Origin of the sequence: Streptomyces sp. NPDC014861, assembly GCF_043081625.1 — a bacterium.
In the GTDB taxonomy this organism is placed as follows: domain Bacteria; phylum Actinomycetota; class Actinomycetes; order Streptomycetales; family Streptomycetaceae; genus Streptomyces.
This window is the reverse complement of record NZ_JBIBWV010000008.1, coordinates 217,884-231,005: the sequence shown is the minus strand read 5'-3', so window position 1 is coordinate 231,005 and position 13,122 is coordinate 217,884. Positions and strand designations below refer to the sequence as shown.

General features: G+C 70.7%; 15 protein-coding genes. 7 read left to right on the top strand and 8 right to left on the bottom strand.

The window, feature by feature from the left end; genetic code table 11:
• Positions 1 to 110: 110 nt before the first annotated feature.
• From gdhA to ACF1BN_RS19250, 6 genes are all read right to left on the bottom strand, one after another.
• Positions 111 to 1,484, bottom strand: coding sequence for an NADP-specific glutamate dehydrogenase (gene gdhA, locus ACF1BN_RS19275; RefSeq protein WP_392332786.1), 1,374 nt, complete (start codon positions 1,482 to 1,484; stop codon positions 111 to 113).
• 399 nt (positions 1,485 to 1,883) lie between these two features.
• Positions 1,884 to 3,077, bottom strand: coding sequence for an elongation factor Tu (gene tuf / locus ACF1BN_RS19270; RefSeq protein WP_376603358.1), 1,194 nt, complete (start codon positions 3,075 to 3,077; stop codon positions 1,884 to 1,886).
• A gap of 161 nt (positions 3,078 to 3,238) precedes the next feature.
• Entirely contained in the window at positions 3,239 to 5,365 is a 2,127-nt protein-coding gene (gene fusA, locus ACF1BN_RS19265) for an elongation factor G (RefSeq protein ID WP_392332785.1), read from the bottom strand.
• 39 nt (positions 5,366 to 5,404) lie between these two features.
• On the bottom strand, positions 5,405 to 5,875 hold the full coding sequence (gene rpsG, locus ACF1BN_RS19260) for a 30S ribosomal protein S7 (protein WP_030494244.1): 471 nt from the start codon (positions 5,873 to 5,875) through the stop codon (positions 5,405 to 5,407).
• A 2-nt stretch (positions 5,876 to 5,877) separates the two neighbouring features.
• Complete coding sequence (rpsL, locus tag ACF1BN_RS19255) at positions 5,878 to 6,249, bottom strand: 30S ribosomal protein S12 (RefSeq protein WP_003948652.1); 372 nt, start codon at positions 6,247 to 6,249, stop codon at positions 5,878 to 5,880.
• A 299-nt stretch (positions 6,250 to 6,548) separates the two neighbouring features.
• Complete coding sequence (locus ACF1BN_RS19250) at positions 6,549 to 6,998, bottom strand: helix-turn-helix domain-containing protein (RefSeq protein WP_392332784.1); 450 nt, start codon at positions 6,996 to 6,998, stop codon at positions 6,549 to 6,551.
• Between the two features lie 246 nt (positions 6,999 to 7,244).
• Between ACF1BN_RS19250 and ACF1BN_RS19245 the strand changes: the two genes are divergently transcribed.
• Genes ACF1BN_RS19245 through ACF1BN_RS19235 form a run of 3 tightly spaced genes read left to right on the top strand, consistent with a single transcriptional unit; the run spans position 7,245 to position 8,592 of the window.
• Positions 7,245 to 7,667, top strand: coding sequence for a WhiB family transcriptional regulator (locus ACF1BN_RS19245; RefSeq protein ID WP_392332783.1), 423 nt, complete (start codon positions 7,245 to 7,247; stop codon positions 7,665 to 7,667).
• Positions 7,664 to 8,395: a hypothetical protein gene (locus ACF1BN_RS19240; protein ID WP_392332782.1), complete on the top strand. Its 732-nt coding sequence runs from the start codon at positions 7,664 to 7,666 to the stop codon at positions 8,393 to 8,395. The genes ACF1BN_RS19245 and ACF1BN_RS19240 overlap by 4 nt, the downstream gene beginning before the upstream one ends.
• Positions 8,389 to 8,592 (top strand): hypothetical protein, encoded by a 204-nt coding sequence (locus tag ACF1BN_RS19235; RefSeq protein WP_030759416.1) that lies wholly within the window; start codon positions 8,389 to 8,391, stop codon positions 8,590 to 8,592. The genes ACF1BN_RS19240 and ACF1BN_RS19235 overlap by 7 nt, the downstream gene beginning before the upstream one ends.
• A gap of 70 nt (positions 8,593 to 8,662) precedes the next feature.
• Here the strand turns inward: ACF1BN_RS19235 and ACF1BN_RS19230 are convergent, their stop codons facing one another.
• On the bottom strand, positions 8,663 to 9,493 hold the full coding sequence (locus ACF1BN_RS19230; RefSeq protein WP_392332781.1) for a hypothetical protein: 831 nt from the start codon (positions 9,491 to 9,493) through the stop codon (positions 8,663 to 8,665).
• A gap of 296 nt (positions 9,494 to 9,789) precedes the next feature.
• On the opposite strand from ACF1BN_RS19230, the gene ACF1BN_RS19225 reads away from it, so the two are divergent.
• From ACF1BN_RS19225 to ACF1BN_RS19210, 4 genes are all read left to right on the top strand, one after another.
• On the top strand, positions 9,790 to 10,197 hold the full coding sequence (locus tag ACF1BN_RS19225; protein WP_392332780.1) for a hypothetical protein: 408 nt from the start codon (positions 9,790 to 9,792) through the stop codon (positions 10,195 to 10,197).
• Between the two features lie 165 nt (positions 10,198 to 10,362).
• Complete coding sequence (locus ACF1BN_RS19220) at positions 10,363 to 10,968, top strand: phage tail protein (RefSeq protein WP_392332779.1); 606 nt, start codon at positions 10,363 to 10,365, stop codon at positions 10,966 to 10,968.
• Positions 10,969 to 11,065: 97 nt separating this feature from the next.
• Positions 11,066 to 11,356, top strand: a complete 291-nt coding sequence (locus ACF1BN_RS19215; RefSeq protein WP_392332778.1) for a hypothetical protein — start codon at positions 11,066 to 11,068, stop codon at positions 11,354 to 11,356.
• A gap of 215 nt (positions 11,357 to 11,571) precedes the next feature.
• The gene (locus ACF1BN_RS19210) at positions 11,572 to 11,829 is read left to right on the top strand and encodes a hypothetical protein (protein ID WP_392332777.1); all 258 of its coding nucleotides are present in this window, start codon (positions 11,572 to 11,574) and stop codon (positions 11,827 to 11,829) included.
• 65 nt (positions 11,830 to 11,894) lie between these two features.
• On the opposite strand, the gene ACF1BN_RS19205 is transcribed toward ACF1BN_RS19210, so the two are convergent.
• Positions 11,895 to 12,830: a hypothetical protein gene (locus ACF1BN_RS19205; protein ID WP_392332776.1), complete on the bottom strand. Its 936-nt coding sequence runs from the start codon at positions 12,828 to 12,830 to the stop codon at positions 11,895 to 11,897.
• Between the last annotated feature and the right edge of the window lie 292 nt (positions 12,831 to 13,122).

The window sequence follows — 13,122 nt, the reverse complement described above, 5'->3', positions numbered from 1 at the left end:
TGTCCCGCACGCCTCTCGCGGCGTGCTGTCACCCTAGGGTCGGAGCCGCCGCGAGGGTCTCGACATCGCCCGGAGGAATTCTCGGAAGAGGATTCCTCCGGGCGCGCGGGTCAGATCACGCCCTGCGCCAGCATGGCGTCCGCGACCCGCTCGAAGCCGGCGATGTTGGCGCCGGTGACGTAGTCGCCGGGGGCGCCGTACCGCTCGGCGGTCTCGTGGCAGGTGCGGTGGATGTCGGTCATGATCCCGGCCAGCTCCTCCTCGACCCGGGCCGCGGTCCAGGACGTGCGGGAGTGGTTCTGGGCCATCTCCAGGGCGCTGACGGCGACACCGCCCGCGTTGGCGGCCTTGCCGGGGCCGAAGGCGACACCGGCCCGCTGGAGCAGGTGGACGGCCTCGGCGGTGGTGGGCATGTTGGCGCCCTCGGCGACGGCCTTGACTCCGCCCTGGATCAGCGCGGCGGCGTCGTTCTCGTCGAGCTCGTTCTGGGTGGCGGAGGGCAGGGCGACGTCGGCGGGGACCTCCCACACCCGGCCGCCGGGCACGAAGCGGGCGGAGGCGCCGCGCCGCTCGGCGTAGTCGGCGACGCGGCCGCGCTCGACCTCCTTGATCTGCTTGAGCAGGTCGAGGTCGATGCCCTTGTCGTCGTACACGTAGCCGCTGGAGTCGGAGCAGGTCAGCGGGTTGGCGCCGAGGGCGAGGAGCTTCTCGATCGTGTAGAGCGCCACGTTCCCGGAGCCGGAGACGACGGCGGTCTGGCCCTCCAGGTCCTCGCCGCGCTCGCGGAGCATGGCGGCGGCGAAGAGGACGCTGCCGTAGCCGGTGGCCTCGGGCCGGATGGCGGAGCCGCCCCAGCCGGTGCCCTTGCCGGTGAGGACGCCGGCCTCCCAGCGGTTGGTGATCCGCCGGTACTGACCGAAGAGGTAGCCGATCTCGCGCCCGCCGACGCCGATGTCGCCGGCGGGGACGTCGGTGTGCTCGCCGAGGTGGCGGTACAGCTCGGTCATGAAGGACTGGCAGAAGCGCATGATCTCGGCGTCGCTGCGACCGTGCGGGTCGAAGTCGCTGCCGCCCTTGCCGCCGCCGATGCCGAGGCCGGTGAGGGCGTTCTTGAAGATCTGCTCGAAGCCGAGGAACTTCACGATGCCGAGGTTCACCGAGGGGTGGAAGCGCAGGCCGCCCTTGTAGGGGCCGAGCGCGCTGTTGAACTCGACGCGGAAGCCGCGGTTGACGTGCGTGCGGCCCCGGTCGTCCTGCCACGGCACCCGGAAGACGATCTGCCGCTCGGGCTCCACGAGCCGCTCCAGGAGGCCGGGGTCGGCGTACTCGGGGCGGGCCGCGAGCACCGGCGCGAGGCTGTCGAGCACCTCGTGGACGGCCTGGTGGAACTCGGGCTGGGCCGGGTTGCGCTGCTCGATCCCGGCGCGCAGGGCGTCGAGCGCGGACCGGGCGGCGGTGGTCTCGGCGGTGGTCTGGGACGGCACGGAGTACCCCCTTCTGGCACGGCTGCGCGCGCCAGGGAAGCGTGCGGGGCTCGGCGCCGTTGCCGAGCCATGACGGGCGGCGTCCTCGCGCGCCCCCGCACCTGTGGGACCGCCGCCAGCGGCAGTGTTACATCCATGTGAATGCAGGCACCAGTAAGCATTCCGACCCGTCCGCCATGCGAGACGGCGCCAAGGCCCTCCGAAGCCCGTTCCGCCGGGCGACGGTCGCACTGTCTCGCTGTCTCGCTGTCTCGCTGTCTCGCTGTCTCGCGGACGGGTCGGGGCGGACGCACGTGTACGCGGCGGGCCCGCCCGGACGCCAGAAGGCCCCGCACCTTCCGGTGCGGGGCCTTCTGTCACTGCTGGCAGCTCGTGCGAGCCGTCCAGGTCAGTTCAAGATCAGGCAGTGATCTTGACGACCTGGCCGGCGCCGACGGTCCGGCCACCCTCACGGATGGCGAACTTGAGGCCCTCCTCCATGGCGATGGGCTGGATCAGCTCAACGCTCATGGCGGTGTTGTCGCCCGGCATGACCATCTCGGTGCCCTCGGGGAGGGTCACGACGCCGGTCACGTCCGTGGTACGGAAGTAGAACTGCGGGCGGTAGTTGTTGAAGAACGGGGTGTGACGGCCACCCTCGTCCTTCGACAGGATGTAAGCCTGCGCCTCGAAGTTCGTGTGCGGCGTGACCGAGCCCGGCTTGATGATGACCTGGCCGCGCTCGACGTCCTCGCGCTTGATGCCACGGAGGAGCAGACCGACGTTCTCACCGGCCTGGCCCTCGTCGAGCAGCTTGCGGAACATCTCGATGCCGGTGACCGTGGTGGTGGTCTTCTCCTGCTTGATGCCGATGATGTCAACGGTCTCGTTGACCTTCAGGACACCACGCTCGATACGACCGGTGACGACGGTGCCACGACCGGTGATCGTGAAGACGTCCTCGATCGGCATCAGGAACGGCTTGTCGACGTCACGCTCGGGCTGCGGGATGGCCTCGTCGACGGCGTGCATGAGGCCGAGAAGCTTCTCGCCCCACTCCTTGTCGCCCTCGAGCGCCTTGAGCGCCGAGACGCGGACGACCGGCAGGTCGTCGCCCGGGAACTCGTACTCGGAGAGGAGCTCACGGACCTCGAGCTCGACGAGCTCCAGGATCTCCTCGTCGTCCACCATGTCGGCCTTGTTCAGGGCGACGACGATGTACGGAACGCCGACCTGGCGGGCCAGGAGCACGTGCTCCTTGGTCTGCGGCATCGGGCCGTCGGTGGCGGCGACCACGAGGATGGCGCCGTCCATCTGCGCGGCACCCGTGATCATGTTCTTGATGTAGTCCGCGTGACCGGGGCAGTCGACGTGGGCGTAGTGACGCGACTCGGTCTGGTACTCGACGTGCGCGATCGAGATCGTGATACCGCGCTGGCGCTCCTCGGGAGCCTTGTCGATCTGGTCGAAGGCCGAGGCCTCGTTCAGGTCCGGGTACGCGTCGTGCAGCACCTTGGTAATGGCGGCCGTGAGGGTCGTCTTACCGTGGTCGATGTGACCGATGGTGCCGATGTTGACGTGCGGCTTAGTCCGCTCGAACTTCGCCTTCGCCACTGGGGTCCTCCTGTGGAGTGGTTCTGAACGCCTTGCTTCATCGGCGCCAGGTGATCTTTGCTGGGGTGCCGTCCGGCAGGGGGTGTCCCTCGCGGGACGGCCCCCCACCGGTCGGTGTCAAGCCTAAAGCGTGTGCACGCAGTGCGTTGAACGCAGGTGCGTTACTCGCCCTTGGCCTTCGCGATGATCTCCTCGGCGACGTTCCGCGGAACCTCGGCGTAGGAGTCGAACTGCATCGAGTAGCTTGCGCGACCCGAGGTCTTGCTGCGGAGGTCGCCGACGTAGCCGAACATCTCCGACAGGGGCACGAGGCCCTTCACGATGCGGGCACCGTGACGCTCCTCCATGGCCTGGATCTGGCCACGGCGGGAGTTGATGTCGCCGATGACCTCGCCCATGTAGTCCTCGGGCGTGGTGACCTCGACGGCCATCATCGGCTCGAGGAGCACGGGAGAAGCCTTGCGCGCGGCCTCCTTGAAGGCCTGCGAACCGGCGATCTTGAACGCGAGCTCGGAGGAGTCGACCTCGTGGTAGCCACCGTCGAGAAGAATGACGCGGACGCCCGTCATCTCGTAGCCGGCCAGGATGCCGAACTGCATGGCCTCCTGCGCACCCGCGTCGACCGAGGGGATGTACTCCTTCGGGATGCGGCCACCGGTGACCTTGTTCACGAACTCGTACGACGCCTCGCCGCCCTCGATGGGCTCGATCGCGATCTGCACCTTGGCGAACTGACCGGTACCACCGGTCTGCTTCTTGTGGGTGTAGTCGTGACGCTCGACGGCCTTGCGGATCGTCTCACGGTACGCGACCTGCGGCTTGCCGACGTTGGCCTCGACCTTGAACTCGCGACGCATGCGGTCGACGAGGATGTCGAGGTGGAGCTCGCCCATGCCACCGATGATGGTCTGGCCGGTCTCCTCGTCCGAGTGGACCTGGAAGGAGGGGTCCTCCTCCGCGAGACGCTGGATGGCGACACCCAGCTTCTCCTGGTCACCCTTGGACTTGGGCTCGATCGCGACCTGGATGACCGGCGCCGGGAAGTCCATGGACTCCAGGATGACCGGGTTCTTCTCGTCGCACAGCGTCTCACCGGTGGTGGTCTGCTTCAGGCCCATGACGGCGACGATGTCGCCGGCGCCCACCGAGTCGATCTCCTCACGCTTGTTCGCGTGCATGCGGTAGATCTTGCCGATGCGCTCCTTCTTGCCCTTGACGGAGTTCAGCACCGCGGTGCCGGCCTCCAGGCGACCGGAGTAGATCCGGACGAAGGTGAGCTTGCCGAGGTGCGGGTCGCTCGCGATCTTGAACGCGAGGGCGGCCAGCGGCTCGTCGTCGGACGGCTTGCGCCGGACGACGACCTCGGCGTCCTTGACGTCCTGGCCCTCGATGGCCTCGACGTCGAGGGGCGACGGCAGGTAGCGGACGACCGCGTCGAGCAGGGGCTGGACGCCCTTGTTCTTGAACGCGGTGCCACAGAACACGGGGGTGACCGTGGTCTCGCCGCCCTTGCCGGAGGCGATGGTGATGCGACGGATCGCGGCGTAGAGCTGCTCCTCGGTGGGCTCGACGCCCTCGAGGAAGAGCTCCATGAGCTCCTCGTCGTTCTCGGCGACGGCCTCGACGAGCTTGCCGCGGTACTCGTCCGCGAGCTCCTGCTTGTCGGCCGGGATGTCGACGGTGTCGTACATCTCGCCCTTGGTCGCCTCGGCGGACCAGACGAGGGCCTTCATCTTCACGAGGTCGATGACGCCCTCGAAGTCGGCCTCGGCACCGATCGGGAGCTGCATGACGATCGGAGTGGCGCCGAGGCGGCCCACGATCATGTCGACACAGCGGAAGAAGTCGGCACCCGTGCGGTCGAGCTTGTTGACGAAGCAGATACGCGGAACGCCGTAGCGGTCCGCCTGACGCCAGACGGTCTCGGACTGGGGCTCGACGCCGGCCACGCCGTCGAACACGGTCACGGCACCGTCGAGCACGCGCAGGGAACGCTCCACCTCGACGGTGAAGTCGACGTGACCCGGCGTGTCGATGATGTTGATCGTGTGGTCGACGTTCTCGAGCGGCCAGTGGCAGGTGGTGGCAGCGGACGTGATCGTGATGCCACGCTCCTGCTCCTGCTCCATCCAGTCCATCGTGGCAGCGCCGTCGTGGACCTCACCGATCTTGTACGAAACGCCGGTGTAGAACAGGATCCGCTCGGTGGTGGTCGTCTTGCCCGCGTCGATGTGGGCCATGATGCCGATGTTGCGCACCTTGGCCAGGTCAAGCGAAGTGGTAGCCATAAGGCTTCAGTCTTCTCTCGGTCTCGATGGGGGTTGCGACTACCAGCGGTAGTGCGCGAAGGCCTTGTTGGACTCGGCCATCTTGTGCGTGTCCTCGCGCTTCTTGACCGAAGCACCCAGGCCGTTGGAGGCGTCCAGGAGCTCGTTCATGAGGCGCTCGGTCATGGTCTTCTCGCGGCGGGCGCGGGAGTAGCCGACGAGCCAGCGCAGCGCGAGGGTGGAGGCACGACCGGGCTTGACCTCGATCGGCACCTGGTAGGTGGCGCCACCGACACGGCGGGACTTGACCTCGAGAGCCGGCTTGACGTTCTCGAGGGCGCGCTTCAGCGTGACGACCGGGTCAGCACCGGTCTTCTCGCGCAGGCCCTCCATGGCGCCGTAGACGATGCGCTCAGCGGTGGAGCGCTTGCCGTCGAGCAGGATCTTGTTGATCAGCGACGTGACAAGAGGAGAACCGTAGACCGGGTCGATGATGACCGGGCGCTTCGGGGCGGGGCCCTTACGAGGCATTCTTACTTCTCCTTCTTGGCGCCGTAGCGGCTGCGGGCCTGCTTGCGGTTCTTGACACCCTGGGTGTCGAGGGAGCCGCGGATGATCTTGTAACGAACACCAGGCAGGTCCTTCACACGGCCGCCACGCACGAGCACGATGGAGTGCTCCTGCAGGTTGTGTCCCTCACCCGGGATGTAGGCCGTGACCTCGATGCCGCTGGTCAGACGCACACGCGCGACCTTACGGAGGGCCGAGTTCGGCTTCTTCGGGGTGGTCGTGAACACACGCGTGCAGACGCCACGGCGCTGGGGCGAACCCTCGAGTGCGGGCGTCTTGTTCTTCTCGACCTTGTCCTGCCGGCCCTTCCGGACCAGCTGCTGGATCGTAGGCACTACTTCTCCGGTTTCTGTGTGCCGTAAGTACTACTAACCTGGAACATTCACCGACCCACGCGGTCGGGTGTGTCGGACCCGGCGGACCTCCGCAGAAAGCGGAAGGGGCGCGGATCACGGTGGCCGATATTGGACTCACCGTGCGGTTGTGGACACGCACGGGAGCCCAGGCACACCCCAGGCACAAGGCATGAGCGTACCTATCGCACGGACTGCGGTCAAAAGAAAAGCCCACGCCGCCGGGACGGACCGTCGGTGGATCTTGGCCCGTCCCGGCGAAGCACAGAGGGGGCCCGCTGTCAATCGCGGGCGGTACGGCGGGATTCGGTGCGCGGTTCCTCGGGCTCGGCCCCGGTGTCAGGCTCCAGGAACTGGCTCACGACCTTGACGAAGACGCCCATGCGTTCGTCGGGGACGCCGAGCCAGCGGGCGAAGTCCTCCATCGTGGGCTGCCAGTCGGTCGGCGGGAGCAGGTCGGCCGCGAGGGGAAGTTCCTCGGGGGTGACCCGGCCGGAGCGGATCAGCATGTCGCGCACCGAGACCCCGAGGAGCGGGGCGATGCGGCGCATGGTCTCCAGGTCGGGCATGCTCTGCCGCTGGAGCAGGCGGGTCACCGCGGCCCGGTGGACCCCGGCCTCGTCGGCGATGCGGGACTTCCCGCCGCCGCGGGGACTGTCGATGTCGTATCCGCGCCGTCTCATCAGACCTTCGACCCAGCCGGCGAACTCGTCGAGCCCTTGACTGTTCATGCTCTACCGCTCCCTCATCATCCCCACCCTTCCGGGTTCCTCACTCTAGCGTGCTTGCGCGCACGGAATTACGTGCTTTCGGGCACGCAACCGTGTCGAATCGGTGAAGACCCTCCCGGTCCTTAGTTGCGAGCTCGCACGCAACATGCAACTCTGCTCTCCGCCGCACTCGCCGGCTCCTGGACGCCGGGCCCCCCACGGGGCGCCCCTGCGCCCGGCGGCCCCGGAACGTGGAGAGAACCCGTCTTGTCCCAGCACGACCCGACCCCCTGGCAGGCCGCCGCCGCGTGCGCCGGCCTCTCCCCGTCCGTCGTCTTCGCCCGCCGCGAGCGACAGGCGGCCCCCGCGCTGCGGGCCTGCGCCGCCTGCCCCGTCCGCCGCGAGTGCGAGGCGGCCGTCGCCCCCGCCGAGAGCTGGTTCGACGGCGTCTGCGCGGGCCGCCTCTGGCGCAACGGACGGCCCGTGAAGCCCCGTTCGTCCCGATACGCGAAGCCGGGCGCCGCCGACCCGCTCGGCCCGCCCGCCCCGGGACGCCCGACCGCCGCGGACGCGCCGCTGACCCCGCGCGCCGTCGCCGCGCAGCTCGACGCCGTGCTCGACCCCGCGCTCACCGCCGTGCTCGACCCCGCGCTCGCCGCCGCCCCGGTCTCCACCGGGGGGAACACGTGAGCGAGAACGCCGCCGCCGAGGCCGTCCTGCGGGACATCGCCCTCTGGGCCGCCGCCCTCGTCCGGCAGTTCCCCGAGCTCGCCGAGGAGCTGGCGCCCGGCCGTCGCTCCCCCGCGGGCACCGCCCCCGCCGCGCCGCGCCCCGGCGACGCCGAACTCCTCCGCCGGGAGCGGCGCGAGGCGCTGCTCCTGGAGCAGCGGCACGGGCTCGCCGTCCCCGGCCACGGCGCCGCCCCGATCCGGCTGCACGTGTCCGACTGCATCCGGGACGTCACCGACGGCGTGGTGGAGCTGGAGGAGGCCGTGTGCGCGCGGCTGGGGCTGCCGAGGCCGCCCAGGGCCGGGGTGACCGACCGGCTGCGCCGGGTCGTCGGGCTCCTGGACGGGATCGCGGCCCACCCGGATCTCGCCCGTCACGTGCGGGACGAGGTCCGGCGGATGGCCCGCCGGTGCGCGCGGACGCTCGGCGAGGCGGAGTCGGTGGTGCGGGTGGCCGGCCGCTGCCCGTGGTGCGACTCGGTCTCGCTGCGCGCCTTCCCCGACCGCCGGGCGGTGCTGTGCGTGAACCCCGCCTGCGTGTGCACCGATCCGGTGTGCGGCTGCCAGGACGATCCCGCCTACCGGCACCTGTGGCGGGAGGACGAGTGGGGGGAGCTGGCGGAGGCCTCCGGGGCCCTCACGGAGGAGATCGAGGCGGCGATGGACGACACGAAGGAAACCTCATGCTGAGCTCGCCCCACCTCCCGGCGCTGATCCCGGGACCGCTCGCCGCCGAGGAGGCGGGGGTCGCCCCGGCGACCATCCGCAAGTGGGTCCAGCTGGGCCATCTGCGGGCCGCGGGGCGGGCGGGGCGGGCGCAGCTCTTCCGCCTGGAGGACGTCTTCGCGGCGGAGCGGGCGGCCCGCCGCCGCCCCCGTACCGCCTGAGACCGCACCGCACCACCTCGTCGAGCCCCCGAGAGCGCCCCGTGTCCGTCATCGGACACGGGGCGCTTCCTCATGCCTTCAGGAAGGCGTGGAGGGAGTCGGTCAAGGTCTCGGTGAAGCGGGTGCGGACGTCCTCGCCGACCCGGTCGAGCGAGAGGTACGGGTTGAGGTCCTCCAGCTCCACCAGGAGCAGCCGGCCGTCGCGGGTGCGGCAGGCGTCGACGCGCTGGACGCCGTGGCGGAGCGTGTTCCAGTCGATGAAGCGGCGGGCGAAGGCGAGGTCGTCCGGGGTGGCGTCGTACGGCTCCAGGACCCAGCGGCGCTCGGGGTCGGGGGCGTACAGCGCGTACTGGAAGAGGTCGTCGACGAAGACGAAGGAGACCTCGTACGCGAAGTCGATCCGCGGCTGGACGAGGAGGCTCCCGTCCCGGGGGAGGCCGCCGAGCTCCCCGTACGGGACGAACCGCAGTCCTATGGAGTCGGCGCCGGCCTTGGGCTTGACGGCGTAGAGCTCGGACTCCGGGAGGAGCCCCAGGTCCTCGGGGCGGTCCACGGTGGGGATGACGGGGTGCCCGGCGGCGGTGAGGTCGAGGAGGTACTGCTTTCCGGCCATGTCGCCGCGGCCGTGGAGCGGGTTGTAGACGCGGGTGCCCCGGGCGGTGGCGCGGGCGCGGAAGCGGTCGTACGCCTCCTGGTGGTGGAGGACCGGGCCGCTGTTGCGCACGACGACGGCGTCGAAGGCGTCCATGAGGGCGGCGGCGTCGCGCGGGTGGCAGAGCGCGAGGTCGAAGGAGGCGCGGAGGCGGGCGGTGAGGTCGATGTCCTCGTCGCCGTAGCGGCGTCCGCGGGCCGGGTAGGCGAGGTCGGTGACGTAGAGCAGGCGGGGGCGGTCGGCGGACACGGGCGGCTCCTCGGGGGATCGGGACGGCCAACCTATCCGCCGCCGCGTCTGATCCGATAGGCATCGCCGCAGGTCAGGGGCGCTTCCTGAGATTTCCTGGGTGACGGGCCCCTTTTTAGTTGCGTGCGCGCACGCTCTCTGTCACAGTTGGTGCAGCGGCGGAGCTGCGCCCGGAGACGGGCCGCGGCTCCGCCGTCGGCCGTCCGGGCGCGGCTCCGCGCCCCTCCCCCTCCCGCCGGAGCCCCCGGACGGCCGCCCCCGCGTCCACCCACCGTCCCCTCCCGAGGAGAACCGCGATGACCACTCCCCCGAGTGCGTTCCCGGACGTCGAGAAGCTGGTCGTCGACGTCCTCAAGGCCGACCCGGCGCTGGCCGGGGCGGTGCTCGCCGTCCACCCGCCGACCGGCTTCGACGGCACGCAGGCCGCCGTCCTCGTCAACCGCCGCGGCGGCGCCTGGATCGGCGACCTGCACGTCGACATGCCACTGATCGAGTTCGAGGTGTACGGCCCCACCAAGGAGGCCGCCCACGTCCTCGCCAACGGCGCCCGGCGCGCGCTGCTCGCCACCCTCGGCAAGCAGATCGGCGGCTACGCCGTCCACGACGTGGAGGAGCAGGACGGGCCGCGCTGGCTGCCCGACTACCTCTACCGGGGCGCCAACCGCTACCTCTGCGTGCTGCGCCTCTCCCTCGGCGTCTTCTGACGCCCCGCCGGACCCGTCCGGCCCCGCCGGCCCCCGTCCGGCCCCACGCCGGCCCCCGTCCGGCCCACAGACCAGGCCCTGCCGTCCGGCGGGGCCTTTGCCGTACCCGGGTCCCTTCCCTTCGCCCGGGCGCGGCGCCCTCACCCACACAAGGAGAAACCCACCATGGCAGGAAACAACTCCGCCGAGATCCGCGTCGCCGGCTCCGGCAAGCTCTTCGTCGCCACCGCCGGCTCCCCGGCCCCGTCCTTCGGGGCCGACCCGGCCGCCGACTGGGCCTCGACCACCTGGACGAACCTCGGCTACACGACCGGCGACGGTGTGACCTTCTCCAAGAAGGACAAGCTGGAGCCGATCGACACCTGGCAGTCGGTCTCCCCGGTGCACTTCATCTACTCCAGCCGCGACCTCTCGCTGAAGTTCTCGATGCTCCAGTTCAACGAGGACACGCTGCCGTTCTTCATGGGCGGCGGCAAGGTCGAGGCCGAGCCGGCCGCGGCGACCGACACGTACAAGTACGAGATCGCCGAGCGTCCCTACGCGGACGTCCGCGCCCTCGGCCTGGAGTTCACCGACGTCAAGGTCGGCGGCACCGCGGTCACGTACCGCTTCATCATCCCGCGCGGCCAGGTCACCGCCTCCGACGACATCAAGCTGGCCCGCAAGGCGGCGTCCACCCTGGGCATCACCTTCACCGCGATGTCGAACGGCGACGGCAAGCCGCTGGCGACCTTCCTGATGAAGGACAACCAGTACGGCGCCTCGGCCTGATCCCCTCCGGGGCGGGACGGCGGCGCCCCCGCCGTCCCGCCCCGGGCCCTCGCCCCTCTCCCCCTCGCACGGATCCGATCAAGGAGTACGCATCACCATGGCCCGTTTCGACGTCAACGCCGCCCGCGCCCAGCGCCAGGAGGGCCGCAGCCGCTCCTGGACCTTCGAGCTGGACGGCGACACCTTCACCCTCCCCACGGAGCTCTCCCGCGCGACCGCGAAGGGCCTGCGCAAGCTCGACGACAACGACGTGGACGGCCTGCTCGCGCTCCTCATGGGCGCGGATCAGTTCGCCCGCTTCGAGGAGCACGAGGTCACCATGCAGGACATCGCCGCCATCCTGGAGGCGTACGGCCAGGAGACCGGGCTCGGCCTGGGGGAAGACTGAGCCTCGTCGAGTTCGTCGACGAACACGCCGAGGCCCTTGAGGCGGACCTGATCCGCTACTACGGGACCGACATCCTCGACTGGCACCAGGGCGAGCTGTCCAGCCGGCGGCTGCTGGTCCTGATCAAACACCTGCCGCGGGAGAGCGCGCTCCAGCGCCAGATCCACGGCGAGGCCGCCGAGTGGTCGGTCACCGACCACCTGCTGGCGGCGACCGTGGACCACCTCGCCGTCGGCAACTGGATGTTCTCCTGCGTCAACAGCGGGGAGGACGGCGATCCGCCCGAGTTCCCGAAGCCGGTCCCGCGCCCGGCGGCCAAGGAGGACGGGGACGAGGACGGTACCGGTGCCGGTACCAGTACCGGCGCCGACGCCGGGGCTCGGACCGGAGCGACCGGGGCGGATTCCGCCCCGCGGAACGGGGAGGCGCCCCCGGAGATCTCCCCCGGCCAGCTGGCCCGCTTCTTCGGCTGACCCGCTTCGTCGGCCGGCCCGCCCGGCGCGCTCGCCCGCGCCGCCCCTCCCGGAGTCCGTTCCCGTCAGGGGGCGGACTCCGGAGGTGCTTCCTGCGTGCGCTCGGCGGCCAGTTCCTCCTCCAGCGCCTTGGCGCGCTCGGAGAGCCTGCGGGGTTTGCGGGGTTCGGCCTCCCGGCGTTCGCCGGCGCCGGCGCCCTGCTGGACGGGGACGTGGGAGAGCGGCGGGACGATGGGGCGGCCGCCCTTGCCCCGTACGACTTTGCGCACGGGCCGCGCGGTGCGCCGGGCGCGGCCCTCCTGGACCGTGGCCGGGGCGTCGGGCACCGCCGTCCCGGGCGCAGGCTCCTTGCCGTGCTCGGGCTCCGGCTCACCCCCACGCACCCCTTCGCCGGGGCCGCCGCCCTCGCCGCGATACCCGGGGCCGGTCCCGGAGTCGGGCCCGGGGTCGGCCCCGCCCTCGTCGTGCCGGGGCTCGGGTCCGGCCTCGGCCTCGTGCCCGGCCTCGGGATCGGGTCCGGCCTCGGGATCGGGATCGGGTCCGGCCCCGGATTCGGACGAGGAGCCCTGTTCGAACAGTTCGCGCTCCCGGCGCACCCGCTCCTCCGCCTCGACCACGGCGGCCGGCGGTTCGAGGAGCCGGGCGAAGGGCAGGGCGATGACCCGGGCGCCGCCCTCCGGTCCGGTGTCCGTCCGGCGCTGCGGCCGCCGGATGCCCCGGCCGTCCCTCTGGCCCTGGGCGTAGGCGTCGGCGACACGGCGCTCGTACTCCCGCCGGATGCGCGGGAGTTCGTCGGAGACCGCCTCGGCCCAGCCGGAGGTGAAGGCGGTGGTCTCCCTGCGGTCGATCTCGGACCGGGGGATCACGGCGAGCTCCTCGGGGGCGTACCCGAGGACGTGGACGAGCTCGGAGAGCCGCGCGAAGAGGTGGGGCAGGTCGGGGTGGGAGGCGAGCCAGTCGACCACCCGCTCCCGCCGGTCGGCTTCCGGCTCCGTGTCCATGTCTCAGTACTGCCTTCCAGCCCCCTGGGGTCCCCGCGCGCCCCTCGCGCCCCTCGCCTTCCCGGAGTGGTCGGGTCCGGGAGAGCGTCCTCCAGGTTACCCGGTCGAAATTTCTTTTCGTCCACGGCCAACTCGTTCGAGAACCTGACGAGAAGACACGCCGTCAGCTCCATCTCGCTCGACAAACCTAGAACAGATGTTCCACACTCTGTTCGCACAGTAGTTCGAACACGTGGTGCCCCCGCTCTCCAGACACACGCGGCGCCGCCACACACGCACGGGCAAGCAAAGG

Coding starts and splice junctions, on each gene's coding strand:
- fusA (WP_392332785.1), bottom strand. CDS start 5,365: ATGGCTACCACTTCGCTTGACCTGGCCAAGGTGCGCAACATCGGCATC.
- ACF1BN_RS19250 (WP_392332784.1), bottom strand. CDS start 6,998: ATGAACAGTCAAGGGCTCGACGAGTTCGCCGGCTGGGTCGAAGGTCTG.
- ACF1BN_RS19235 (WP_030759416.1), top strand. CDS start 8,389: ATGCTGAGCTCGCCCCACCTCCCGGCGCTGATCCCGGGACCGCTCGCC.
- ACF1BN_RS19215 (WP_392332778.1), top strand. CDS start 11,066: ATGGCCCGTTTCGACGTCAACGCCGCCCGCGCCCAGCGCCAGGAGGGC.
- rpsG (WP_030494244.1), bottom strand. CDS start 5,875: ATGCCTCGTAAGGGCCCCGCCCCGAAGCGCCCGGTCATCATCGACCCG.
- ACF1BN_RS19205 (WP_392332776.1), bottom strand. CDS start 12,830: ATGGACACGGAGCCGGAAGCCGACCGGCGGGAGCGGGTGGTCGACTGG.
- ACF1BN_RS19225 (WP_392332780.1), top strand. CDS start 9,790: ATGACCACTCCCCCGAGTGCGTTCCCGGACGTCGAGAAGCTGGTCGTC.
- ACF1BN_RS19220 (WP_392332779.1), top strand. CDS start 10,363: ATGGCAGGAAACAACTCCGCCGAGATCCGCGTCGCCGGCTCCGGCAAG.